Genomic DNA, 24543 nt, shown 5'->3' with positions numbered 1-24543 from the left:
ATCAATGGGTTAAACGCGAGCAGTGTCGGCGAAAAAGACAAAGAAAAAAAGATGCCCCGATCGGGGCATCCTGGCAACCACCTTGCGTCACCAGGGATAAGTGACTCCGGGCCACTCGGCCCACGGCACCTCTCGCCCCGGCAGACGGGGTTCCGGCCACTGCCACACCCTGGCGAGCCAGTCGCGCAGCTGCGTTTCCAGCTCCTCATCCGTGATGGGCGCCTCGGCAACCTTCCAGAAGAAGAGCTCCACCGCCACCTCCGGCAGCACCGATGGGTAGAGGTAAACCCCGCCCCAGAATTGCGGCTCCCGATCCGGGCTCCAGAGGCCATAGGCAAAGGAGCGCTTGGCCAGAAACTCCGACTGCTGCCACTCCAGATCGCCTTCGTGCTGGCTCAGGCTGAAGTGGGCGGAGGGCCATATATCGTTCGGGCGAAACAGCTGATGAAGCTGCTCGCGCTCGCGCAACATGGCGACAAACTCCACCACCGCCTGAGCGGGAGTGGCGGGTAACAGCAAGAAACGCGGGTGCCGATAGGCCTTCGGCACCCGAAACCGCTTGGGAAACATCAGCATCAGAGCAGCTCCAGCAGGGCCTGCAATGGATGTTTGAGCTTCTCCCCCTCCATTCGCTTGACCTGACTGCGGCACGAATAACCGGTCGCCAAGCAGCGCGCTTTGGGCAGACGGGCGAGCGGGTCGGCCCAGCTCAGCCCATAAATGCCCTTGGAGTTTTCCACCTGTTTGACGTCGTGACCATAGGTGCCTGCCATGCCGCAGCAACCCACAGAGACCGGCTGCAAACTGGCCCCGAAGCGGCCGAACAGGGTGCTCCAGTCGCCGTGGGTCGAGGGCTTGGCGGTCTTCTCGGTGCAGTGAGCAAACAGATACCAGGGCTCGGGTTCACTCCCCTCCTCGCACTTTGCCTTGTTGGTGTTAACGGGCAGCAGCTCTGCTGGCAGCGAGAGCAACCACTCCTGTGGTAGCAACACCTGAAAATCGCCTCGGGCCGACCCCAACGCCTTGGCATATTCGTCGCGATAGCAGAGCACCATGGCCGGATCCACCCCCACCATGGGGATGCCGAGCGCCGCCACCTTGTTGAGGAACTGGGCGCTGTTGGCGGCAGTGCGGGCAAAGGCGCGCAGGAACCCCTTGATATGCTGGGGTTTGCCGTTGGGTTTGAAGGGCAGCAGGTAGGGCTGGAACCCGAGCTTGCTGGCAAGTTTCACCAGATCGCGCACCACGGGGGCATCGTAATAGCTGGTGAAGGGATCCTGCACGATGAGCACCACCTGCTTGCGTTGCTCGGCGCTCATCCGCTCCAGTCCCGGCAGATCAAAATAGCGGGCGCGGTTATCGTGCAGGCTCTCGGCCAGGGTCGGCACGCTCAAGAGCGGCACATCCACCATGCCGATGCTCTTCTCGGTCGCCTTCTGGGCCCACTCTTTTTCGAGGAAAAAGTTGACCAGCTTCGGCGCTTTGGCGAGCAGCGGCGCATAGCTTTCGACGGTGCCGACAAAGTAATCCTTCGGCGCGCGCAGGTAGCGACCGTGATAAAGCTGCATAAAGCGGGCGCGAAAATCGGGCACATCCACCTTGATCGGGCACTGGCTGGTGCACGCCTTGCAGGCCAGACAGCCCGCCATCGCCTCCATCACCTCGTGGGAAAAGTCATACTCACCACGCTGTTTGGCCCAGCTGTTGCGCACCTTGTCCACCAGCTGCTTGAAGCGCACGCCACCGGATTGCAGTGCCACCTCTTCTGCCAGCGGATCGAAGCCCTGCTCCGCCAGCTGGCGCAGCCATTCGCGCATCAGGCCCGCTCGCCCCTTGGGGGAGTGGCGGCGATCGCGGCTGATCTTGACCGAGGGGCACATGGGGGAATCGGTCTCGAAGGTGAAACAGAGACCGTTGCCGTTGCAATCCATGGCGCGGGTGTAGCTGGTGCGCACCGCGAGCGGGATCTGGCGGTCATACTTGCCGCGCTTGGGACCATCGACCGACACCAGCTCGGCGCCGCTGCCATAGGGGATGCAGATCTTGCCCGGGTTGATACGGTTGGCCGGATCGAACGCCCCCTTGACCCGCTGCAGCTCTTCCCACAGCTCGCCAAAGAAGGCGGGGCTGTATTCGGAGCGAAAGCCCTTGCCGTGCTCCCCCCACATCAGGCCGCCATATTTGGCGGTGAGCGCCACCACCTGATCGGAGATGCGGCGCAGCAGTACCTCCTGCTCCGGGTCACAGAGATCCAACGCCGGACGCACGTGCAGCACACCGGCATCGACATGGCCGAACATGCCGTAGTCGAGGCCGTGGGCGTCCAGCAGGGCACGAAACTCCATGATGAAATCGGCCAGCGACTCTGGCGGCACGGCAGTATCTTCGGTAAAGGCCACCGGCTTCTTGCGACCTTCGGCGTTGCCCAGCAGTCCCACCGACTTCTTGCGCATGGTGTAGATGGTCTCGATGCTCGGCAGGTGGTCACACACCTGATAGCCGATGATCCCCGCCTCGCCCTTGGCCAGCAGTGCATCGATACGGCGACAGAGCTCAGCCACCTTGGCCTTGTGTTCCGCCTCGTCGGTATCGGCAAACTCGACGATGTTGAGCCCCTGCAGATCCTTGCCGGGCACATCCTGAATAAGTTCTTTGACCGAATGCCAGATGATGTCGGCGCGGGCCAGTCCCAGCACCCGGGAGTCCACCGTCTCCACCGAGAGGGCCTGCGCCTGCACCATAAAGGGGGCGTTGCGCAGGGCGGAGGGGAAGCTGTCGTACTTGACGTTAACGAGCGTGCGGTAGCGCGGGATCGGTGTGATGTTGAGTCTGGCTTCGGTGATAAAGCCCAGGGACCCTTCCGATCCGCACAGCACCCGGCTCACATCCAGCGTATCTGTATCCGGTTGATAAAGGTGCTTGAGATCGTAACCGGTCAGAAAGCGGTTGAGCTTGGGGAACGTCGCCTCGATGTCGGCGCGCCGCTCCTTGCCGATGCGATAGAGGGTGCGATAGATCTCCCCTTCCCGAGTTTCGAGGGCCAGCTTGTCCTCAAGACGGGAGCCATTGACCGGCTCGGTGACCATGATGTCACCGTTCTCCAACACGGCTTTCAGGCCGAGCACGTGATCCGAGGTTTTGCCGTAGACCAGTGACCCCTGCCCCGAGGCATCGGTGTTGATCATGCCCCCTAAGGTGGCGCGGTTGGAGGTGGAGAGATCCGGCGAGAAGAAGTAGCCGTGAGGCTTGAGCCAGGCGTTGAGCTGGTCTTTCACCACCCCGGCCTGGGCGCGCACCCACCCCTCCTCCAGATTAATTTCCATGATCTGGTTCATATAACGGGAGAGATCGACGATAATGCCGCCGCCCAATGACTGACCATTGGTGCCGGTACCGCCACCACGAGGAAAAAAACTCAAGGAAGCGAACGCCGGCTCTGCGGCCAGCTTGAGCATTGCTGCTATGTCGTCCGCACTGCGCGGATAGAGAACCGCCTGAGGTACTACCTGATAGACGCTGTTATCCGTCGCCATCGCCAACCGGCTTGCATAAGACTTTTCGATATCACCACGAAATGCGCTGCGCTCTAGCAACTCAAGAAACTGCAGGGTTGCGGGTGACAAACTGTCCTGGTAATCGAGTCTCGGGATCATGAATCCTTGTTCCCATCCTTTGCTTGATGCCGGCACGCCGGCGACTACGACTGGCCGCCTGTCAATGGCAATCAGGCCAGTCCGCTCACATGTGAGCGGGCAGTATATCAGCTAGAAAACCGCTTGCGCTTGGCAATATTCACCATTTGAAAGGAGGACTTTTATGGCTCACCCCAGCCATGTTATCAGTACGCTTATCACCACCGAGAAGCAGGCGCTCACCCTGTCACTCATCGGCAGCATCGCCTTTGCCATCTTCGGTATTGGCTACGGTCTGCTGGTCGGCTCCCACGCCATCATGCTCGACGGTATTTTCAGCCTGTTCAGCATGGGTATGACAGGTCTGGGTCTGGTCACGGCCTACTTCGTTACCCGTCCCTACGATGAGCGCTTCCAGTACGGCTACGCCCACTTCGAACCCATCGCCAACGTGATCAACGGCCTCATCATCTTGCTGCTCTGCCTGGGTGCACTCTATAACGGCATCACCACCCTGCTGGAGGGTGGCCGCGAGATCAACCTCGGTCACGTCCTCATCTGTGCGGCCATTTCCACCTTCCTCTGTTCGCTGCTTTATCTGGTCGAAGCCCGCTTGGCCAAGCAGTTCAACTCCGAACTGGTGCGCGTTGATTCCGAGGAGTGGCTGGTCGATACCATTTTAAGTGCCACCCTGCTGGTCGGTTTTCTGGTCGCCATTGGTCTGGATGCCATCGGCCACGGCCAATACAACCGCTACATAGACCCGGTGCTGGTCTCGCTGCTGGCCCTCTGTGCCACCCTCATTCCCATCAAGGTGCTGAGCAGAAACCTGCGGGAAGTATTCAAAATTGCCCCCAAGGGCGATGTGTCACAGCACGTCGAGCGGGAAATAGAGACGCTGCGCCAGCGTTATGGCTTCGAGTGCTACAGCCATCTGGCGAAAAGCGGTCGCCGCTTCGATCTGGAATTGAACATTCTGGTGGCACCGGATCAGGATTGGCCGGTCGAACGGCAGGATGCCCTGCGCCATGAGCTCTGGTCCCGCCTCGGCGATACCCTGGGCGATGCCTGGCTCTCGGTCTGCTTCACCCGCGAAAAGCGCTGGTTGTAACGACCGCACGGGGGAGCGCGGCGTGGCCGCCTCCCTCTGTCTCATCACAGCCCCGTCACGCCCCGTTGATGCTGCACTTGCCAAATTGGCGCCAATCGTTATCATCAGGGCTCATTTTTTACCCGAGGTTTTATTGCCCATCATGGACAATCCCCGAAGTTGCCCTTCGTCCCTTTCTGTCAAAGCCTATCTTTATCTGCTTCATCAGCGCCTCTGAATAACACCTTTGCCTTGCTGTTACTGCGGCCATCGCGCGCCGTGATCACTGTTTGCTCTGTCTGTTTTTATTGAGGTCATACAATGGAATTGCTGCTGGATCCCCATATCTGGATTGGTCTGTTTACCCTGATCATTCTGGAAATCGTGCTGGGGATCGACAACCTGGTCTTCATCGCCATCCTGGTGAAAAAACTGCCCCCCGCCCAGCGGGACAGGGCGCGCATCATCGGCCTGTCGCTGGCCCTGCTGATGCGACTCGCGCTGCTGAGCGTGATGTCATGGCTGGTCACCCTGACCACCCCGATTTTGCATCTGTGGGATCACCCCTTCTCCGGTCGGGACCTGATCCTGATGGGGGGCGGCCTGTTCCTGCTGTTCAAGGCCACCTCCGAGCTGCATGAGCGGCTGGAGGCCAAACCCCATGACGATGGCCCGGTCGGCGCCTACGCCAGCTTCGGCGTGGTGATCGCCCAGATCCTGGTGCTCGATGCGGTCTTCTCGCTCGACTCCATCATCACTGCCGTCGGCATGGTGGAACACCTGGGCGTCATGATGGCCGCCGTGACCATCGCCATGGTGGTGATGGTGCTCGCCTCCAAGCCGCTGACCCGCTTCGTCAACGCTCACCCGACCGTGGTGGTGCTCTGTCTGAGCTTCCTGCTGATGATCGGCTTCAGCCTGGTGGCAGAGGGCTTCGGCTTCCACATTCCGAAGGGTTACCTCTACGCGGCCATCGGCTTCTCGGTGCTGATCGAGTTTTTCAACCAGCTGGCCCAGCGCAGCGCCGAGCGCCACGAAGCCAAACAGCCGCTGCGCGAGCGCACCACTGCGGCCATCTTCAAGCTGATGGGCAGCAAGGCCTATCAGGATCAGCCGGATGACGATCTGGACGCACCGGCGCCTGCGCCGCTGAGCTTTGGCGAGGAGGAGCGCTACATGGTGACCGGCGTGTTGTCGCTGGCCGAGCGATCCATTCGCACCATCATGACCCCGCGCTCCGAGATGGCCTGGATCGATATCAACGACTCCAGCGACGAGATCCGCGCCCTGCTGCAGCGCGAGCCCCACAGCCTGTTTCCCATCTGTGACGGGGATCTGGACGAGGTGATCGGGGTGCTCAAGGCGCGCGACCTGCTGTTTGCCTTGAATGAAGGGCAATCCTTAAGCGAACTGGCCAAGCAGAACGATCCCATTATCGTGCCGCAGACCATCAACGTGATCCGCCTGCTGGCGGAGCTGCGCAAAGCCAAGGGGAGCCTCATCCTGGTCTCCGATGAGTTTGGCGTCATTCAGGGGCTGGTCACCACCCACGATCTGCTGGAGGCCATCGTCGGCGAGCTGCCGGACGAGGATGAAACCCCGGATATCGTGCGTGATGGCGAAGGGTGGCTGATCAACGGCAGCACCAACATCCACCATGTGGAGCAGGTGCTGGAGCACGAGGGGCTGGTGAGCGAGAGCGACGAATACGTGACCCTGGCGGGCATGCTGCTCTCCCACTTCGGCACCCTGCCCACCCCGGGCCAGCAGCTGCAACTGCAGCAGCTCAACTTTGAGGTGATCGAGGTGAGCGAGCGGCGCATCGAACGAGTGAAAGTGATGCCTGGCGCGGCTTGAGCCTGCCACCAGCAAAAAACTGAAGAGGGCCAGACGGCCCTCTTTTTTATGCTTCAACCTTATGCCTCAACACCGCCTCTCTCGGCGGTTTGCGCTGATTGCTGCATCAAACGCAATTCTCTTGTGCAATTACCCATCTTTTTCACAACAAGATGGCGGCATAAAGTGGCCTCACTTCCACCATGAGGAACTCAAGATGAGCCACGATCACCTGTTCTGCCCGCTGCGCCTCGGCCAGCTGCACCTTGCCAACCGCATCGTCATGCCCCCCATGACCCGCTCCCGTGCCAGTCAGCCCGGTGACGTGGCCAACGCCATGATGGCCAGCTACTACGCCCAGCGCGCCGAAGCGGGCCTGATCATCAGCGAAGGCACCCAGATCGACCCCATGGGCAAGGGCTACGCCTGGACGCCGGGGATCTACAGCGCCGAGCAGATCGCTGGCTGGAAGGGGGTGACCGATGCCGTGCACGCCAAGGGCGGCACCATCTTCGCCCAGCTCTGGCACGTCGGCCGGGTCACCCATCCCGACAACATTGGCGGCGCCCAGCCCATCTCCTCGTCAGCCATTGCGGCCACGGGCGTCAAGGTGTTCGTCGATAACGGCAGCGATGCGCCGGGTTTTGTCGAGACCGTCACCCCGCGTGCCATGACTCAAGATGATATCGATGCGGTAATGGGCCAGTTCCGTCAGGCGGCTCGCAACGCCATCAGCGCCGGTTTTGACGGCATCGAGCTGCACGCTGCCAACGGCTACCTCATCAACCAGTTCCTCGACTCCGAATCCAACGCCCGCACCGACAGCTACGGCGGCTCGCTTCAGAACCGGCTGCGTTTCCTCAAAGAGGTAACCGAAGCGGTCAGTAGCGAGATCGGCGCCGATCGGGTTGGGGTGCGTCTTGCGCCGCTCACCACCCTCAACGGCACCGTGGATGCCAATCCACAGGAGACCTATCTGGCGGCTGCCCGCCTGCTGGGCCAGCTCAATGTCACCTACCTGCACATTGCCGAAGCGGACTGGGACGATGCCCCCCTGATGCCGGAGAACTTCAAGCAGGGTCTGCGGGATGCCTTCCCCAACACCCTGATCTATGCCGGTAAATATGATGGGGCCCGTGCGCGCGCCGCCCTCGAAGCGGGCTGGGCCGACATGATTGGCTTTGGCCGCCCCTTCGTCGCCAACCCGGATCTGCCGAACCGGCTGCGCCACGGCTATCCACTGGCCCCCCACGATCCGGCCACCCTGTTTGGCGGCGGCGAGAAGGGGCTGACCGACTACCCCGTCTATCAGGCCGATGACGCAGCCACCCACCGCTGATTGCCGATGGCCAACCGGACACTTAAAGCAGGCCCCACAGGTTGGGGCCTGCCGTATTGCTGCCCATTCGCAGCAGTGGCAGTTTCACTCTCTTGCTGTTGCAATGATCTCGTTGTTCTCTCCCCCTAGCTTTCACAAGGAGTCCCCATGAATCACACCCAAGCCTGGTGTTGGCATGCCCCAGGCGAGCCAGAGCAGCTCACCCTGACCGAACTTTCTTTAGCGCCGCTCGCCCCTGACGAGGTGCTGGTAGCCAACCGGGTCATCGCCTTCAATCCGGTGGACTGGAAGCTGATCGAATATGGCCACTCCAACTGGCAGGATGGTCAGGTGCCCGGCGTCGATGGCATGGGCACTATCGTGGCGCTCGGCGCCAACGTCAGCCATCTGCGTCTCGGCACCCGGGTCGCCTACCACACCGACCTGCGCCACCACGGCAGCTTTGCCCGCCACACCCGGGTACCGGCGCGCGCCCTGCTGCCGGTGCCCGATGCCCTGAGTGACGAGGCGGCGGCCGCCCTGCCCTGTCCCCGGCCTCACCGCCTGGCAGGCGCTGGCCAAGCTGCCACGCCTGCACGGCGAAGCGCTGCTTATCACTGGCGCGGGCAGCAGTGTCGGCCGCTTTGCGGTGCAGCTGGCCCTTAAACAGGGAGCGCGAGTCTTTGCCAGCGCCAGCCCACGCCACCATCAGTGGCTCAAACAGATCGGGGTGCAGGGAGTGGCCGATTATCGGGATCCGGAGTGGCTGGCCACCCTGCAAGCGGCCAACGGTCACGAGCCGTTTGAGGGGATCATCGATCTGGTCTCCAGCCAACAGGCAGAAAGCTTGCTGCCCGCCCTTGGCTACTATGGCCATATGGTGACGGTGCTCGGGCGCATCCCGCACAACCCGCTGCCCGCCTTTAGCCATTGCCACTCCTTGCACGAGATTGCGCTCGGTGCCCAGCACGCCTTTGGCACCGACAAGCAGTGGAGCCGACTGGTGGCTGCCGGTGTCGCCATGATGGGGAAAATGGCGAGCGGTGAGCTGACCCTGCCGCCGCTGGTGATCGGCAACTTCGAGGCGCTGCCCACCCTGCTCGAGCGCTTCAAGCGCGAAGGACGGGGCGAAAAGTTTTTGGTGCGAGTGGCGTAATACTGCCGTCCTCCAGAAACCACACCAGCCTTTGAAATAAGAGAGGCCCGCCAGTCATGGCGGGCCTCTGTTTATATCAACTGCTTTTCATATCGAGGGCATTGGCGCCTGACTCAGTGCAGGATCACCCCGTGGGTCGCGGCATAGCCACGGATCTCGCGGGTCAGCCGCGCCTTGTCCGCCAGAGAGAGCCAGCTCGCCTCAACGGCATTGAGCGACAAGCGGCAGAGCTGACTCATGGTCGCGCCGAGGCCATCGGCCAGCGCCGCAAAATTGGCCCCCATGTAGCCACCGAAGTAAGCGGGATCGTCCGAGTTGATGGTGACGCAGAGCCCCTGCTCCAGCAGCCGCAACACATTGTGCTGGGCCATATTGCCAAACACCTTGAGCCGGGTATTGGAGAGGGGGCAGACGGTGAGCGGCAGCCGGGTATCGGCCAGATAACGCAGCAACTCGGGATCATCGGCCGAGCGCACCCCATGATCGATGCGGCACACCTGCAGCTCGTTGATCGCCTGCCAGATGTAGTCGGCAGGCCCCTCTTCACCAGCATGGGCCACCACCGGCAACCCCAGCTCGCGGCAGCGGGCAAAGACCCGGGCAAACTTGCTGGGCGGATTGCCCTTCTCCCCCGAGTCAAGACCGATGCCGTGAATGCGCGAAAGGAAGGGCTCAGCCTCTGCCAACGTCGCGAATGCCTCCTCTTCACTGAGGTGGCGCAAGAAGCTCATGATCAGCCGCCAGCTGATGCCAAACTCCTTCTCCCCGGTCTGCAGCGCCCGCTCGATGCCACTCAGCACAGTCGCAAAGGGGATACCGCGAGCGGTGTGAGTCTGCGGGTCGAAGAAGATCTCCACATGCACCACCTTGTCGGCGGCGCAATGCTCAAGATAGGCCCAGGTGAGGTCGAAAAAGTCCTGCTCGGTAATGAGCACGCTGGCACCGCGATAGTAGAGATCGAGAAAGGATTGCAGGCAGTCAAAGTCATAGGCGGCGCGCACGCTGGCGACATCGGGCCAGGGCAGTGGCACGCCGTTGCGGCGGCCCAGCTCAAACATCAGCTCGGGTTCGAGGCTGCCCTCGATATGCAAGTGCAGCTCCAGTTTCGGCAGTCCGGCGATAAATTGCGCGGCGGTGAGGTGTTCGGTTGTGACTGGCTTGGGAATTGGGGTGTCCATAGCGACGGCTCCATCAGCAAAGTGATCCGGCGTCAGCCCCTCCACCAGACTGACCCGACGGCAGCTTTATTGTGCACCGAAGTGGCGAGACAGGGGAGACTTGTCATCAAACAGACTTATAATGGCGTCACAAAAATCATAAATGATTGAACATCTTAACGATTGGCGGCTCGCCTGCGCCCTGACAAGGAGTTTTCATGAAGAAGAACGTCATCTGCGATATCGACGGTGTCATCCTGCACAACAACGATCTCATCCCCGGTGCCGACCGTTTCGTCCATCGCCTGCTGGAGCAGGGCAGCAAGCTGCTGTTTCTCACCAACTACCCGGCCCAGACCCAGAAAGATCTGCAAAACCGCTTCCGCTCCGCAGGTATCGAAGTGCCGGAGGAGTGCTTCTACACCTCTGCCATGGGCACCGCCGACTTCCTCAAACGTCAGGATGGCAAGAAGGCCTATGTGATCGGTGAAGGGGCACTGACCCACGAGCTCTACAAGGCCGGTTTCACCATCACCGACATCGACCCCGACTTCGTGGTGGTGGGCGAGACCCGCAACTACAACTGGACCATGATGCAACTGGGCGCCAAGTTCGTCGATCAGGGGGCCCGCTTTATCGCCACCAACCCCGATACCCACGGCCCCATGATGCACCCGGCCTGCGGCGCCCTGTGCGCCCCCATCGAGCGGATGACCGGCAAGAAGCCGTTTTATGTCGGCAAGCCGAGCGCCTGGATCATCCGTGCGGCGCTCAACCGGATGGAGGCCCACTCCGACGACACCATCATCATCGGCGACAACCTGCGCACCGACATTCTGGCGGGCTTTCAGGCGGGTCTCGAGACGGTGCTGGTGCTCTCCGGGGTGAGCAAGGTGGCGGATATCGACCGCATGCCGTTTCGACCGAACCATATTTTCGACTCCGTGGTCGACATCGATATCGTCTAATCACCACCCAAGCGTTAAACAGGGCAGGTCTCAACTGCCCTTGCAGGATCTGTTATGGAACCCATTCTGATCGCCGTGGCCTTTGGCTGCGGCATGGTAGTCAATCTGATTGGCCTGCCCCCCCTGCTCGGCTTTCTGGCCGCCGGTTTTATCCTCAACGGCATGGGATATGAAAATACTCCCGCCTTGAGCGAGGTGGCCGATCTCGGCGTCACCCTGCTGCTGTTCACCATCGGCCTCAAGCTCAATATCAAGACCCTGATGCGGCGCGATGTGTGGGGCACCACCAGCCTGCACCTGCTACTCTCCACCCTGCTCTTTACCGTGGTGCTGCTGGTCTGCAAGGGACTGGGGCTCCACCTCGCCCTGTCACTGGACTGGAAGCTGGCGCTGCTGCTGGGCTTTGCCCTCTCCTTCTCCAGCACTGTCTTTGCTGTCAAGGTGCTGGAAGATCGCAGCGACATGAATGCCCTCTACGCCCGCATCGCCATCGGGGTGCTGGTAATGCAGGATGTGTTCGCCGTGGCCTTTCTGGCGTTCTCCAGTGGCAAGTTGCCCAGTATCTGGGCGCTCTGGGTGCTGGGATTGCCGCTGCTGCGCCCGCTGTTGTTCAAGCTCTTGGAGCGGGCCGGTCACGGCGAGTTGCAGGTGCTGTTCGGAGTGTTTCTGGCGCTGGTAGTGGGAGCCGCCGGTTTTGAAGTGGTCGGCCTCAAGCCGGATCTCGGTGCACTGATCATCGGCATGCTGCTCGCCTCCCATCCGGCTGCGGCAGGGCTGGCCAAGGCGCTCTTCAACCTCAAGGACCTCTTTCTGGTCTGCTTCTTTCTCACCATCGGCCTCAACGGCCTGCCAACCCACGACACCATGCTGCTGGCACTGGCGCTGGTGCTGGCCCTGCCGCTCAAAAGCGCGCTCTACTATCTGGTCTATAGCGGTGCCCACCTGCGGGTGCGTACCGCCCTGCTCTCCACCCTGGCGCTCACCAACTTCTCGGAGTTTGGCCTCATTGTCGCGGCCATCGCCGCCAAGGCGGGCTGGATCTCCCACGAGTGGCTGGTGGCGGTCTCGCTGGCGCTGGCGGCGAGCTTTATGATCTCGGCCCCGCTCAATGCCCAGAGCGAGCGCATTTACCACCGCATCGGCCACTGGCTGCGAGGATTGCAGGCGAGCAACCTCCATCCGGAAGACAGGCCCATCGAGCTGGGCGATGCCGAGGTGATCATCCTCGGCATGGGACGGATTGGTCAGGGAGCCTACTTCGAGCTGGAGAACAAATACGGCAACGTCATTCTCGGGGTGGAGAACGACAGCGAGAAGCTGCCCACCCTGCGCGCCCAGGGGATGAACGTCATCGAGGGGGATGCCACCGATACCGACTTCTGGGACAAGGTGCTGCTCTCCAATCAGGTCAATCTGGTACTGCTGGCGATGCCCCACCACTCGGGGAATCTCTACGCCATCGAGAAGCTGCGCAGCCACGGCTTCAACGGCAAGATCGCCGCCATCGTCCGCTTCGAGGATGATATAGCCTCCCTGCAGGAGCAGGGGGTGGATGCGGTGTTCAACGTCTACAACGAAGCAGGCAGCGGCTTTGCCCGCCATGTGATCCGCCGTTTGCAGCCACTCTGATCCTGCGGCCAGCGGCTCTTGGCAAGGGAATGCACATCGTTTAAGTTATGCACAACCTCGTTTAATAAAACGAACAAACGTGGGGCCTGGATGGCCCCGCTTTTATATCCCCATTGCCATGGAGGCACCATGAAGACCCTCAACGACTGGATTTTGCCGGGCCGCCACGAGGCGGCCCCTACCCCACTGATGCCAGCCCCCGAGCGCATTAAAGCGGGCAACCCGAGTCAGACGGTGTGGAACCACTACTCCGACCCCAGCCAGCAGTTTCACGTGGGCTTCTGGTCTTGCGAGCCGGGCCGCTGGGCCATCCACTACACCGAGCACGAGTATTGCCAGCTGCTGGAGGGGGATGTGGTGATCCACGACAGTCTGGGCGGCCAGCTGGTCCTCAAACCCGGCGATCAATTTGTCATTCCCGCCGGCTTTATCGGTGAGTGGGAGACCCTTACCCCCTGTCGCAAGGTCTATGTCATCTTCGAACCCGCCTCGGCTTGACGTTCACGTCACCCTGCCCCGTTGCAGCAACCCTTATCCTGTTGATCCGCTTGACGCTTACGGCATGATTTTCTGCGGTTTTCCCGCTTGCAAAAGGTTTTTCCGCTAGGCATTGTGTCTGACGAGGAATGTAAATGGAATTTCGAGCCCGGACGTGGGGGGCTCATATAAAAATCAAGAGGATTACCGCCAATGTGTTCTATTTTCGGCATTCTGGACATCAAAACCGACCCGGCTCTATTGCGCAAATCGGCGCTGGAGATGTCCAAGCGACTCCGTCACCGCGGGCCTGACTGGTCCGGCGTCTACAGCTCCGACAAAGCCATTCTGGTACATGAGCGTCTGGCCATCGTCGACCCGGGCAATGGCGCCCAGCCGCTCTACAACCCCGAGCGCACCCATGTGCTGGCGGTCAATGGCGAGATCTACAACCACAAAGAGCTGGAGAAAACCCTCAAGGTCGACTTCCAGTTTCAGACCAAATCCGATTGTGAAGTGCTGCTCGCTCTCTACAAGGAGAAGGGCCCAGCGTTTCTGGACGATCTCAACGGCATCTTCGCCTTTATCCTCTATGACGCCGAGCAGGATGCCTATCTGATTGGTCGCGACCACATGGGGATCATCCCCCTCTATACCGGTCGCGACGAACACGGCAACTTCTATGTCGCCTCCGAGATGAAGGCGCTGGTGCCGGTCTGCAAGAGCGTCGAAACCTTCCCGCCGGGACACTACCTGTGGAGCAAGGATGGCGAGCTCAAACAGTGGTACAAGCGCGACTGGATGGAGTACAGCGCGGTCGAGCACAACGTCAGCGACAAGGCCGAGCTGAAAGCCGCGCTGGAAGCGGCGGTCAAACGCCAGCTGATGTGCGACGTGCCTTATGGCGTGCTGCTCTCCGGCGGGCTGGATTCATCCGTCATCTCCGCCATCACCAAGATCTACGCCGCCCGTCGGGTGGAAGACGATGGCAAGAGCGAAGCCTGGTGGCCGCAACTGCACTCCTTTGCCGTGGGGCTGGAAGGCTCGCCTGACTTGGCTGCCGCCCGTAAAGTGGCCGATCATCTGGGCACCATCCACCACCAGATCCACTTCACCGTGCAAGAGGGTCTGGATGCCCTGCGCGACGTCATCTATCACCTCGAGACCTATGACGTCACCACCATCCGCGCCTCCACGCCCATGTATCTGATGGCCCGTTACATCAAGGCGATGGGGATCAAGATGGTGCTCTCCGGCGAAGGCTCCGACGAGCTGTTCGGTGGCTACCTCTACTTCCACAAGGCGCCCAACGCCAAAGAGTTCCACGAAGAGAACGTGCGCAAGCTCGCCTCTTTGCACCTCTATGACTGCCTGCGCGCCAACAAGTCGATGGCTGCCTGGGGCGTGGAAGGTCGTGTGCCCTTCCTCGACAAGGAGTTCATGGACGTGGCGATGCGCCTGCAACCTGCCGACAAGATGTGCGGCAAGGGCAAGATCGAGAAGCACATCCTGCGCGAAGCGTTCGAGGATCTGCTGCCCCACGAAGTGGCATGGCGCCAGAAGGAGCAGTTCTCCGACGGCGTGGGTTATTCGTGGATCGACAGCCTGAAAGCCATGGTGGAACAGGAAGTGACGGATCAGATGTTCGAGGCAGCGGAATTCCGCTTCCCCATCAACACCCCGCTCACCAAGGAGGCCTACTTCTACCGCGCCATCTTCGACGAGCACTTCCCGCTGGAAGCCGCCGCCCGTACCGTACCTTATGGCAAGTCGGTCGCCTGCTCCACCCCCACCGCGCTGGAGTGGGATGCCAAGTTCAAGGAGATGGCCGACCCGTCCGGCCGTGCCGTGATGGACGTGCACCAGCAAGGCTACTAAGCCCGAACGGGTTCACCCGGGCGGATAACGTCAGATAGCAAAAAGCCCTTCACCACGGTGAAGGGCTTTTCGTTAATTCATCTACGGATAACCGAAGGGGCAGTTACAGATAGAAGATCCCCACGATCAGGGTATGGAAGACAAAACCGACCATCAGGGGTACCGAGGTGCGCTTGATCACCGCGAACGGAGTCAGCTTGGCGCCACTGGAGACCGCGATGATCACCCCGGAGACTGGTGACATGGCGCGTCCCATATGGGAGGCCTGCTGCATCGGCAGGATCATGGCGGCGGTATTGACCCCCATGCTCGCCGCAATCTGTGGGATCAGCTCGACAAAGGCGAGGAAGGGCGCATTGCCGGAGCCCATGATGATGGCGGCAACCAGCGTCACCAGAGCAAAAACGATCGCCATGGCAAAGGCGGGCAGCCCCACATGTTCGGCGCCGACGATCAGAATGTCGATCACCCCCAGCACCTTGATGCCGTGGGCGAAGATCCCCGCCGCCACCAGCAGCCCCACCACGTTGCTGAACGCTGACCCCATGCCGTTGAGGAAGTGGCTGAAACCACCGCACACCTGCTTCATGTCACGGGTTCTGGCTGCCTCTACCACCATGCTGATAAACATCGAGATCATCACTATGGTGATGACGTTGAGCTTGATGTGATCGACAAAGAGGGAGGAGAAGCCCACCGCCATGATGATGGGCAGCATCGGCAAGATGGCATAAAAACCGGGGACTCCGACCTGTTGCGCTGAGTCGTCCACCGCAGCAGCGCCCTGATGCTGGTGTCCGTCCTGCAGATCGCAACGACGTTGCCAAAATACGTGCATCAAGCCCACCACCAGCACGGTCGCCAGTGCGGCCGGGCCCTGATAGGTGTAGACATATTCGATCACGTTGTGGCCCATGCCCACCGCATCGGTTGCACGGATGGCGTCAATGGCGGTCGGGGTATAGGCCACCCCGAGGGAAGTAGCAATCACCCCGGCCGACGAGGCCGCAGAGAGGCCCAGCCCCACCATGATGGGGAACAGGGTCGCCATCAACAGTACCGCCAGACCGGTCGCCGAGGGGATCGCCAGTTGCAGCGCGCTGGCCAGCAGATAGGAGAAGAACAGCAACACATAGGGAGAGCGCAACCGGCGCAGCGGACGAATCGCAATGCGAACCACCGCATCATTGGCACCGATATGATCCATGTAATGGGCAAAGCCCATCAGCGCCATGATCATCAGCCCCAGATCGGCCGCCCGCGAACTGAAGAGATCCCGCATCACCTCAAACGGATCGAACAGGGCAATTCCGGTGCTCGCAACCCCTTTGGGCAGCACACTCCCCCACCCTGCCAGCTGGCTTGCCACCATCAGCACCAGACCGGCGGCAAACAGCACCGGCTCGGCCCGATAGCCTTTGAGGATCAACCTGGCCACCAGCACGATGACCAATACCGCAATAACTACCTGAAACATGACGACTCCTTAGCGACTGAAACGGGCGTGGGTGAGCTTGATTATCTCGATCACCACGGCACTGGCCGCCTCGAGGGATTTAACCGGCAGGTACTCGTAGATGGAGTGAAAGTTGTGGGCACCGGTGAAGAGGTTCGGGCAGGGCAATCCCTTCTGGGAGAGCACGGCGCCATCATAACCACCGCGCATCGGGATGGGCTTGGGGGTGATCCCCAGCGTCTCGTAAGCGGCCAGCGCCAGTTCGATGGGATAACGATTATCGCCCTGCAAACTGTTGAACACATTGCTGTAGCGATCGCTCAAGTGGTAACTCACGCTCTGCTCACCCCACAGGGCCTGACAGCTCTTGCCGAGGGTGTCGAGCAGGGTCATTCGTTGCTGATACCCATCCTGAGTGAAGTCGCGCACATCCAGCTTGAGCACAGTTTGGGCGCTGTTGCCCTGCATCTGCTTGACCCAGTAGTAACCTTCACGCCCCTCGGTATATTCAGGCGCTTCGCCCCCCGGCAGCATGGCGATAAACTTGTGCGCCATCAGCAGCGAGTTTTTCAGCTTGCCCTTGGCCGACATGGGATGAGCCGAGGCACCGTGAAAGACAAACTCCGCATCCCCCGCATTCCAGTTCTCATAGACCAGCTCGCCAACCCCGCAGCAGTCGAGGGTGTAGGCGAAATCAGCGCCAAAACGTTCGGTATCGAACACCTTGGCGCCGCGCAGCCCCTGCTCCTCGTCAGGTACCAGACCAATTTTGATGGTGCCGTGAGGGATCTCCGGGTGTGCCTGCAGATAGGCCACCGCATTGACGATGGCGGCGATGGCCGCCTTGTCATCGGCCCCCAGCAGGCTGGTGCCGTCGGTCACGATGATCCGATCGCCAACATAGTTGGCCAGCTCGGGGAACTCGCTCTGGCGCAGGGTGATCTGCAGCTCGGCATTGAGGCAGATATCTCCCCCTTCATAGGCCACCACCTGGGCATGGGTATCGTTGGTATGTTCGGCACTGGTATCGAGATGGGCAAAGAAGGCCACGGTGGGCAGATCCCCGCCTACATTGGCAGGAAGTGTGGCGGTCAGGATGGCGTTGTCCGCTACCTCCACGGTCAGCCCCAGGGCAATCAGCTCCTCTGCCACCTTGTCAGCCAGCACCCGCTGCCCAGGAGAAGAGGGCATCACCCCGGCGGCGCCCGCTTCACGGTTGGTGGTGGTATTGATGGCGGTGTATCCCAAAAATCGGTCGACAATCTGCATTGCGGTAGTCCTGTGAGTAGTGACGGAATGATGCCGTGACGAGATCCGGCGGCGCGGTCACCTTATTCAGAAAGCAGTCGCCTTTTTCTGCAAACAGCCGTCTGATGAAGCGATAACGCCTTGGATTAACGAGAAAAAATGAGATGGAGAAAGAGAGTGCCCATCACAGTCGAATCAATGGGTAGTGATAAATAACACAGAAAAGCTGCATAAAAGCCATCAGATAACCAAAAGTGGGTAGCTGATCACATGCCTGATATGCTGAAAGGCGAAATAAAAACCTGAATGAAAGTCTCTGCTTTCGTATTGGGTAGCGAAATCCACTGCCCGGGCCAGACACATTGGCGGAATGTCATAGAGGAAAAATGCCGGAGCACAGGCTCCGGCATCGATAGAGGGAAAGTGTTCAGAGGAACCGGTCAGCCTGGCGACCGCTCAGGCTGACCGTCGGGGTCCCTCTTTGGCATGATGAGTGCGTCGCGGTTAATCCTTTTTCGCCTTATTGGCGAAGAAGATATCGGCCTGAATATCCTGGGTGCGCACCGTGAAGATCTGGTTGGTCAGATCTTCCGTCAGCGTTTCGGCCTCCTGCATCACCCGCAGATTGAAGTCGTTGAGCATGCTGTTGGCGGCAACCTTGTCGGTCTTGACCGTTTTCAGGTAGTTGGCTTCCATCTCTTTCTGCTCTTTGGCGATCTTCGCCTCCCAGCTCTGGTACGCCTGCTTCACCATGGGGGCCAATTTGGGGTAATCGGTCATCACCAGGGTCTGCAGCTTGCGATATTTCCAGTAGATGGAGTCGCTGTCGGCCTTGTCACTGCCCATGGCATAGTGCGCCGGATAGGCCTCCAGACCGCTGTAGTAGGGAACGAAGGCGGTCAGGTCCGCCATGCCGAGGCCCACATAGGTCACCTCCCCTACCTCACGCGGCATCCAGGGGCGTACCTGCATCACATGGGACTCATAGGTGCGAAACACGCTGACGGGGCGCCACGGCTCCTGACCATTCAACCCCTTGCTGTAGGGATCGTGCTCGGTGCCGTCATAGTGATTGCGCAGCACCGCCTTGACCTCCTCCAGCGTCATCTTCTTCTCAGGGGAGAGGGTGACCGGGAACTGGCGACCGGCATCTACCGCCTGCTTGAGCGAGGGGTTAAACATCTGCTGGATGGTCCAGACCCGCGGATCGTTATAGGTGCGATCCCGCTCGTCATCGCGGGTATAGGCTTTCGAGAAGTTGAACGCCCCATCCTTTTGCGGATGGTAGAGCCCCTTCTCGGTAGCAAATTCGATCAGATTTTTCGATCCCATCATGTCGGCACTGGCGGGATCGTACTGCTGCAAGCGGCCCTGATTACCGGTGGCAAAATAGTGATTTTTCGGCAGACGCTGCGCCATCCAGTGGTGGCCGGTGGCGGTCTCCAGATACCAGAGCTCGTTGTCATCCACCACGGCAACGCCAAATCCCTCTCCCGCGCCTATGGTCTCGATGATGTTACCAAGCAAGGCGATCGCCTCGCGGGCCGAGGTGGACCGAGAGAGCAGCACATCGGGAATGTCATCCTCGGTGATCCCCTTGTCTTCCACATAGGGGTCAAAGGCGAGCGCTTCGGGTGAGGCAAAAATGGACTCGGTGCCGCTCACCCCTACCCCCTTCTCATTGAACCCGGTAGCGCCGTGCAGCTGGGTCTTCCAGTTCGGCACTGTGGTATAGCGCAGGGAGTTTTTCGGCAAGGGGTAGCTGAAATCATTGGCGCCGTTGTGAGCCTTGGAGCTGTGCACGCCACTTTGCCCCTGCTTGGCCGGATGGATCACAAAATGTTGGGCTTTCAGGGCATCGCTGTCGGCGCTGCGGGCCACCATCATGGAGCCATCGGCACTGGCCTCACTGCCGACCAGCAAGGTGGTACAAGCGAACGCCGATGAGAAGAGGGCAAGGTTGATGGAGAGTGCGACGACGCACTTTTTGAAGGAATGCATGAGATCTCCTTGTTGCACAGAGTGGTTGCAAATAAACGGTGGCTCGCCAGTCAACCTGCCTCTGTCGCAAGGGATAGCCACAGTGACACGGGCCGGGCAGTGCGGGCCATCAAACCGTAAAAAATGAAAAAGAGAGGTGCGGACAAATCGCGGGACAATCGACAGAAACCTAGGCGCCCATGATAAGCGACCTGTTCGCATCTCCCCTTTCGCCTATACCTCAGGCGTGGCGATACTAGGCTTAATCAACTGATGGGAGTGTGATTAATAACGCAAAACACCAACAATGAAGCACGCTACAACTCAAAATATTGATAACTGTGACAAGAGCGGAGTTTTTGACAATAAGTCGATTCACCAGCCCCCCCGGAGGCAAACCGGCGATGAGATCAATCAAGAGAGGGTCGGATAGCGGGGTGACGTGAGCACGTCATCCCGTCATTTTCAGCTGTGTCAGCGGATCACTGCGCGTCCGGCTGGTTTGCGGGGGCGGCCTTGATAAAGGCCTGCAACTGTTCGCAGTTGGCGACAATGCGGCAGATGGTGGGGTAATCGTCCAGGATCATCTCGTAACGGCGCGCGTTATAGACCTGCGGCACCAGCATGCAGTCGGCCAGGGTCACTTCGTTGCCGACGCAGTAGACACCGGCGGTGGTCATCAACAGCTGTTCAAGGGCAGTGAAGGTCTCGTCAATCCAGTGGCGATACCAGTCCGCTTCCTGTGCTTTGTTGGCCCTGAAGTGCTCTTCCAGATAGCCCAGCACCCGCAGATTGTTGAGGGGATGAGTATCACAGGCGATCATGTTGACGATCTGGCGCACCCGGGCCCGCGCCTCGGGAGCAGAGGGCATCAGGGAGTAGGCGGGATAGGTCTCGTCGAGGTACTCCATGATGGCGACGGACTGACCGATCTGCAGATCGCCATCCACCAGAAACGGCACCAGCCCCTGGGGGTTGAGACGGCGGTAGGCCTTTTCGCGCTGTTCGCCCTGCCGTAAATTGATCGGATGCTGCTCGTAGGCGAGCCCCTTGAGCTGCAACACGATCCGCACCCGAAAACTTGCCGACGAACGCCAATAGCCAAACAACTGCAACATAATCTGTCCCTGCTTTTTATCTGGGCCCGAAGCCCGGCAGGTGCTCGCCACCTGCCTCCTTGTGTATCAGGCACCGGTTGAGGGCTCGTCGTGATCCGGACATATCCGGAATTGGGTTGCCACCAACCGGCGCTGGCCATCAACCTCCCTGACCGCTCGCAGGCACCACTTGTTGAGAGATGGTGCCAAACAGGTTTTGGCCAGAGCGATCTTCCATCGCGATCGACACTCTATCACCAAACTGCAAATAGGAGGTTGTAGCTTGATCACAATCAAGAATTTCCAGCATGCGGCGCTCGGCGATGCAGGATGAACCGGCGCTGCGATCGTAGTTGGAGACCGTGCCCGAGCCGATGATGCAGCCCGCCCCGAGCGGTCTTGTCTTGGCGGCGTGGGCAATCAGCTCGAAGAAGCTGAAGGTCATATCCACCCCGGCATCCGGGGCACCAAACAGGGCGCCGTTCAGATGGGTGCGCAGGGGCAGCAGCACCTTGCCATCGCGCCAGTCATCCCCCAGCTCGTCCGGGGTGATCGCCACCGGCGAGAAGGCGCTGGACGGTTTGGACTGGAAGAAACCAAAGCCCTTGGCCAGCTCCCCCGGGATCAGGTTGCGCAGGCTCACGTCGTTGACCAGCATCAGCAGTATGACGTGGCTGGCGGCCCCCTGCGGGCTCACCCCCATCGGCACGTCGTCGGTGATGATGGCCACTTCCGACTCGAAATCGATCCCCCACTCCTCGGAGCCCATCACGATGGGGCCACGGGGGGCTAGAAAGCTGTCGGAGCCCCCCTGATACATCAGCGGGTCGTGCCAGAAGCTCTCGGGCATCTCGGCGCCGCGCGCCTTGCGCACCAGCTCCACATGGTTGACGTAGGCGCTGCCATCGGCCCACTGGTAGGCGCGCGGCAAGGGAGAGAGGCAAGACGCTTCGTCAAACGGGAACGCCTCGGCCACACGGCCCTCGTTAAGCTGCTGATAGACTTCCTCAAGCTTGGGGACAACCTCGGTCCACTCATCGAGGGCGGCCTGCAGGGTCGGGGCAATCTCGCTCACCCGCACCGCCCGGGTCAGATCCCGGCTCACCACCACCAAAGCGCCATCGCGCTTGCCATTGTTCAATGTTGCCAATTTCATAAGCGATTCCTTATTTGCCGGCAGCCGCGTTCGGGCGCTGCCAGCTGGAGACATACCGGGTGTTCTCGATCCCTTCGCACAGGCTGCCGACGTTCAGCGCATCGCGGGTATCAAGCATCACCGCCACCTCGTCGGTGAACTTCTTGGCATAGGCCTGTCCCGCCGCAAACGCCTTGGGATGGGGGCCGTGGGTAAAACCGGCGGGATGGAAGGTGACCATGCCCCGTTCGATGTTGTCCCGGCTGAAAAAATCCCCGGCGTGGTAAAAGAGCACCTCGTCGTAATCATCATTGCTGTGATAGAAGGGCACCTTGAGGGCGCCGGGATCGCTCTCGATGGGGCGTGGCACGAAGGTGCAGATCACGAAACGGCTTGCCACAAAGGTGGAGTGGGCCGACGGCGGCAAATGATAGCGGTGGCTCATCAGCGGGCGGATATCCCGCCAGTTGAGGCGCACCACGCACAAATCCCCATGCCAACCTTGCGCATCCAGCGGGTTGAAGGGCCAGGTGATGACCGACACCTGATCGTGGCGTTTCACCTGCAGCGACCAGGGGTTTTCATCCTGCTGGGCCAAAAAGCGCTCATTGATAGCGGGTACATCGAGCGCAGTCGGATCGAAGATGGCGTGATTGCCCACCAACCCCTTGTCCGGCAGCTGATAGCTGTCGTTGGTCGCCTCGATCATCAGGATGAACATGGGCGCTGTCGGCTCGATGCGCCACATGGTGCCACGGGGGATCACCACGTAGTCACCATCGCGCAGGGTCAGGTGGCCGTAGTCGCAGAAGAACTCGCCGCCCCCCTCGTGGATAAACAAGAGCTCATCGCCGTCGGCGTTGCGCACCAGAAACGGCATCGCCTCGGATAGCCGCCAGATCCGGTAGCGGCAGTGGGGGTTGCTGAGAATGTCGGGGGCCACCCAGGGGGAGAGGGAACTCACCTCATCTTGCAGGGCATTGAGGTCAAACAGCCGTGGCCGCAGCGGCCCTTCCCAACTGCTCCAGTCGGTGGGGGCATGCTTGTGGTGCATGTGGGTGGCTGGGCCGAAAAAGCCGCTGCGTCCCAGCTCGCGCTCATAGATGGCCTGCTCCGGCAGGTCGGCATGGGCCTGACGGGAGTGGGTTCCCTCCCGATGGGGGAAACTTATCCAGTTACGCATTACTTGGATCTCCTTTGCCATGCTCAGCGTCATCCAGCACACCACGGCGGATCTGGTCCAGCTCGATCGATTCAAACAGCGCCTTGAAGTTGCCCTCGCCAAACCCTTCGTTGCCCTTGCGCTGGATGATCTCGAAGAAGACCGGACCAATGACGGTGTCGGTGAAGATCTGCAGCAGGATGCCATCCTTGGTGGGGGAGCCGTCGATGAGGATGCGCAGCTCTTTGAGGGCCGCCAGATCCTCCTGATGCCCCTCGACCCGGCTGTTCACCTGCTCATAGTAGGTATCGGGCGTCGGCATAAAGCCGGTACCGCGGCTGCGCAGGGTACGGATGGTCTGGTAGATATCGCTGGAGGCCATGGCGATGTGCTGGATCCCCTCCCCCTTGTACTGGCGCAGGTACTCCTCAATCTGGGACTTGTCATCCGCCGACTCGTTGATGGGGATGCGGATCTTGCCGCAGGGGGCAGTCATGGCACGGGAGTGCAGCCCGGTCAGCTTGCCCTCTATATCGAAGTAGCGAATTTCACGGAAGTTGCCGATCCGCTCATAGAAATTGGACCAGATATCCATATTGCCGCGATGGACGTTGTGGGTCAGGTGATCGATCTCGATAAGACCGGCATCCACCTCGGCCATCCGGGCCTGCCAGTCGGGGTAGAAGACAAAATCCACGTCGTAGATGGAGCCCTTGTCGCCGTAGCGGTCGACAAAGGAGAGAGTGCTCTCGCCGATACCGTAGATGGCGGGAATATTGAGCTCCATCGGGCCAATCTTGCCGACAAAGGGCTTGGCCCCCTTGGTAATGGCGAACTGCTGGGCCTTGCCCGCATCGCTCACCCGAAACGCCATGCCGCAAACGCTCGGCCCGTGCAGACTGGCAAACTGCTCGGCCTGGGAGTGGGGCTCGGCATTGACCACGAAGTTGATATCCCCCTGTCGGTAGAGCCAGCACTGCTTGTGTTTGTGCCTGGCGACCTCGGCAAACCCCAGCGAAACAAACAGGCTCTTGAGGGCAGCAATCCCTTTGGCATCGGGGGCCGTGTACTCGACGAACTCGAAGCCATCTGTGCCTAACGGATTGATGGTGTGAGTGGCGGAAGAGGTGGCATTCATCGGGCGCTCCTTGCTCTTGATTCGGTTAAAACGGATTGCAGCACCCAGTGGCGCAGCAAGTGTTAACAACTTGTTTCATTAGAAGCAGGGCGTAGCAGGAAGAGAAGAGGCGAGATGCAGATAGTTTTTCGCAGCTGGTAGCAAAAGATGTAAATGGATTGTGACATTCAAGCCGCAGCCCTGCGG

At 60.3% G+C, this 24543-nt stretch carries 19 protein-coding genes; 9 read left to right on the top strand and 10 right to left on the bottom strand.

Annotated features, from left to right (window positions below; genetic code table 11):
• Positions 1–87: 87 nt before the first annotated feature.
• Both PG888_RS04700 and ydiJ read right to left on the bottom strand, forming a co-directional pair.
• Positions 88–576 carry a hypothetical protein gene (locus PG888_RS04700; protein ID WP_182939442.1) on the bottom strand — a complete coding sequence of 163 codons (489 nt, stop codon included), beginning with the start codon at positions 574–576 and terminating at the stop codon, positions 88–90.
• Positions 576–3653 carry a D-2-hydroxyglutarate dehydrogenase YdiJ gene (gene ydiJ, locus PG888_RS04695; protein WP_182939441.1) on the bottom strand — a complete coding sequence of 1026 codons (3078 nt, stop codon included), beginning with the start codon at positions 3651–3653 and terminating at the stop codon, positions 576–578. The genes PG888_RS04700 and ydiJ overlap by 1 nt, the downstream gene beginning before the upstream one ends.
• Before the next feature lie 163 nt (positions 3654–3816).
• Here ydiJ and PG888_RS04690 point away from each other — a divergent pair, with 163 nt between their 5' ends.
• From PG888_RS04690 to PG888_RS04670, 5 genes are all read left to right on the top strand, one after another.
• Positions 3817–4743: a cation diffusion facilitator family transporter gene (locus PG888_RS04690; RefSeq protein ID WP_270692848.1), complete on the top strand. Its 927-nt coding sequence runs from the start codon at positions 3817–3819 to the stop codon at positions 4741–4743.
• Positions 4744–5043: 300 nt separating this feature from the next.
• Positions 5044–6579 (top strand): TerC family protein, encoded by a 1536-nt coding sequence (locus PG888_RS04685; RefSeq protein WP_182939440.1) that lies wholly within the window; start codon positions 5044–5046, stop codon positions 6577–6579.
• 196 nt (positions 6580–6775) lie between these two features.
• A complete protein-coding gene (locus tag PG888_RS04680) occupies positions 6776–7897 on the top strand; it encodes an alkene reductase (protein ID WP_182939439.1) in 1122 nt (373 codons plus the stop codon).
• Positions 7898–8044: 147 nt separating this feature from the next.
• Positions 8045–8542: an alcohol dehydrogenase catalytic domain-containing protein gene (locus PG888_RS04675; protein ID WP_232093632.1), complete on the top strand. Its 498-nt coding sequence runs from the start codon at positions 8045–8047 to the stop codon at positions 8540–8542.
• Complete coding sequence (locus tag PG888_RS04670) at positions 8526–9032, top strand: hypothetical protein (RefSeq protein WP_270692856.1); 507 nt, start codon at positions 8526–8528, stop codon at positions 9030–9032. Before PG888_RS04675 ends, PG888_RS04670 begins: the two co-directional genes overlap by 17 nt.
• A gap of 113 nt (positions 9033–9145) precedes the next feature.
• Here the strand turns inward: PG888_RS04670 and PG888_RS04665 are convergent, their stop codons facing one another.
• Positions 9146–10210, bottom strand: a complete 1065-nt coding sequence (locus PG888_RS04665) for an adenosine deaminase (RefSeq protein ID WP_182939438.1) — start codon at positions 10208–10210, stop codon at positions 9146–9148.
• 197 nt (positions 10211–10407) lie between these two features.
• Here PG888_RS04665 and PG888_RS04660 point away from each other — a divergent pair, with 197 nt between their 5' ends.
• From PG888_RS04660 to asnB, 4 genes are all read left to right on the top strand, one after another.
• The gene (locus PG888_RS04660) at positions 10408–11157 is read left to right on the top strand and encodes an HAD-IIA family hydrolase (RefSeq protein ID WP_043164926.1); all 750 of its coding nucleotides are present in this window, start codon (positions 10408–10410) and stop codon (positions 11155–11157) included.
• 54 nt (positions 11158–11211) lie between these two features.
• Positions 11212–12786: a cation:proton antiporter family protein gene (locus PG888_RS04655; RefSeq protein ID WP_182939437.1), complete on the top strand. Its 1575-nt coding sequence runs from the start codon at positions 11212–11214 to the stop codon at positions 12784–12786.
• Between the two features lie 129 nt (positions 12787–12915).
• On the top strand, positions 12916–13284 hold the full coding sequence (locus PG888_RS04650; RefSeq protein ID WP_182939436.1) for a cupin domain-containing protein: 369 nt from the start codon (positions 12916–12918) through the stop codon (positions 13282–13284).
• 192 nt (positions 13285–13476) lie between these two features.
• Positions 13477–15141 (top strand): asparagine synthase B, encoded by a 1665-nt coding sequence (asnB, locus tag PG888_RS04645; protein ID WP_182939435.1) that lies wholly within the window; start codon positions 13477–13479, stop codon positions 15139–15141.
• A 103-nt stretch (positions 15142–15244) separates the two neighbouring features.
• Here asnB and dcuC read toward each other — a convergent pair whose 3' ends face one another.
• The 7 genes from dcuC to hppD all read right to left on the bottom strand — a co-directional run bounded on the left by dcuC (position 15245) and on the right by hppD (position 24357).
• Positions 15245–16618, bottom strand: coding sequence for a C4-dicarboxylate transporter DcuC (gene dcuC / locus PG888_RS04640; protein ID WP_182939434.1), 1374 nt, complete (start codon positions 16616–16618; stop codon positions 15245–15247).
• 9 nt (positions 16619–16627) lie between these two features.
• Entirely contained in the window at positions 16628–17866 is a 1239-nt protein-coding gene (gene pepT, locus PG888_RS04635) for a peptidase T (RefSeq protein ID WP_182939433.1), read from the bottom strand.
• Between the two features lie 483 nt (positions 17867–18349).
• Positions 18350–19846, bottom strand: a complete 1497-nt coding sequence (locus tag PG888_RS04630) for a C69 family dipeptidase (RefSeq protein ID WP_182939432.1) — start codon at positions 19844–19846, stop codon at positions 18350–18352.
• Between the two features lie 461 nt (positions 19847–20307).
• Complete coding sequence (maiA, locus tag PG888_RS04625; RefSeq protein WP_182939431.1) at positions 20308–20943, bottom strand: maleylacetoacetate isomerase; 636 nt, start codon at positions 20941–20943, stop codon at positions 20308–20310.
• Between the two features lie 139 nt (positions 20944–21082).
• Positions 21083–22078, bottom strand: coding sequence for a fumarylacetoacetate hydrolase family protein (locus PG888_RS04620; protein ID WP_182939430.1), 996 nt, complete (start codon positions 22076–22078; stop codon positions 21083–21085).
• 10 nt (positions 22079–22088) lie between these two features.
• On the bottom strand, positions 22089–23240 hold the full coding sequence (locus PG888_RS04615; RefSeq protein ID WP_182939429.1) for a homogentisate 1,2-dioxygenase: 1152 nt from the start codon (positions 23238–23240) through the stop codon (positions 22089–22091).
• A complete protein-coding gene (hppD, locus tag PG888_RS04610; RefSeq protein ID WP_182939428.1) occupies positions 23233–24357 on the bottom strand; it encodes a 4-hydroxyphenylpyruvate dioxygenase in 1125 nt (374 codons plus the stop codon). The genes PG888_RS04615 and hppD overlap by 8 nt, the downstream gene beginning before the upstream one ends.
• Positions 24358–24543: the final 186 nt, after the last annotated feature.

The sequence above is a fragment of the Aeromonas sp. QDB23 genome (genome assembly GCF_027707745.1).
Classification (GTDB): Bacteria; Pseudomonadota; Gammaproteobacteria; order Enterobacterales; family Aeromonadaceae; genus Aeromonas; species Aeromonas allosaccharophila.
Note: the sequence above shows the minus strand (reverse complement) of the source record. Positions and strands in the feature narration are given on the sequence as shown.

What these genes read in the sequence shown, in the direction of transcription:
- PG888_RS04615 (WP_182939429.1), bottom strand. Translation starts at nt 23,240, where the DNA reads ATGCGTAACTGGATAAGTTTCCCCCATCGGGAGGGAACCCACTCCCGT.
- hppD (WP_182939428.1), bottom strand. Translation starts at nt 24,357, where the DNA reads ATGAATGCCACCTCTTCCGCCACTCACACCATCAATCCGTTAGGCACA.
- PG888_RS04680 (WP_182939439.1), top strand. Translation starts at nt 6,776, where the DNA reads ATGAGCCACGATCACCTGTTCTGCCCGCTGCGCCTCGGCCAGCTGCAC.
- dcuC (WP_182939434.1), bottom strand. Translation starts at nt 16,618, where the DNA reads ATGTTTCAGGTAGTTATTGCGGTATTGGTCATCGTGCTGGTGGCCAGG.
- asnB (WP_182939435.1), top strand. Translation starts at nt 13,477, where the DNA reads ATGTGTTCTATTTTCGGCATTCTGGACATCAAAACCGACCCGGCTCTA.
- PG888_RS04660 (WP_043164926.1), top strand. Translation starts at nt 10,408, where the DNA reads ATGAAGAAGAACGTCATCTGCGATATCGACGGTGTCATCCTGCACAAC.
- PG888_RS04620 (WP_182939430.1), bottom strand. Translation starts at nt 22,078, where the DNA reads ATGAAATTGGCAACATTGAACAATGGCAAGCGCGATGGCGCTTTGGTG.
- PG888_RS04675 (WP_232093632.1), top strand. Translation starts at nt 8,045, where the DNA reads ATGAATCACACCCAAGCCTGGTGTTGGCATGCCCCAGGCGAGCCAGAG.
- pepT (WP_182939433.1), bottom strand. Translation starts at nt 17,866, where the DNA reads ATGCAGATTGTCGACCGATTTTTGGGATACACCGCCATCAATACCACC.
- maiA (WP_182939431.1), bottom strand. Translation starts at nt 20,943, where the DNA reads ATGTTGCAGTTGTTTGGCTATTGGCGTTCGTCGGCAAGTTTTCGGGTG.
- PG888_RS04700 (WP_182939442.1), bottom strand. Translation starts at nt 576, where the DNA reads ATGCTGATGTTTCCCAAGCGGTTTCGGGTGCCGAAGGCCTATCGGCAC.
- PG888_RS04650 (WP_182939436.1), top strand. Translation starts at nt 12,916, where the DNA reads ATGAAGACCCTCAACGACTGGATTTTGCCGGGCCGCCACGAGGCGGCC.
- PG888_RS04690 (WP_270692848.1), top strand. Translation starts at nt 3,817, where the DNA reads ATGGCTCACCCCAGCCATGTTATCAGTACGCTTATCACCACCGAGAAG.
- PG888_RS04685 (WP_182939440.1), top strand. Translation starts at nt 5,044, where the DNA reads ATGGAATTGCTGCTGGATCCCCATATCTGGATTGGTCTGTTTACCCTG.
- ydiJ (WP_182939441.1), bottom strand. Translation starts at nt 3,653, where the DNA reads ATGATCCCGAGACTCGATTACCAGGACAGTTTGTCACCCGCAACCCTG.
- PG888_RS04655 (WP_182939437.1), top strand. Translation starts at nt 11,212, where the DNA reads ATGGAACCCATTCTGATCGCCGTGGCCTTTGGCTGCGGCATGGTAGTC.
- PG888_RS04630 (WP_182939432.1), bottom strand. Translation starts at nt 19,846, where the DNA reads ATGCATTCCTTCAAAAAGTGCGTCGTCGCACTCTCCATCAACCTTGCC.
- PG888_RS04665 (WP_182939438.1), bottom strand. Translation starts at nt 10,210, where the DNA reads ATGGACACCCCAATTCCCAAGCCAGTCACAACCGAACACCTCACCGCC.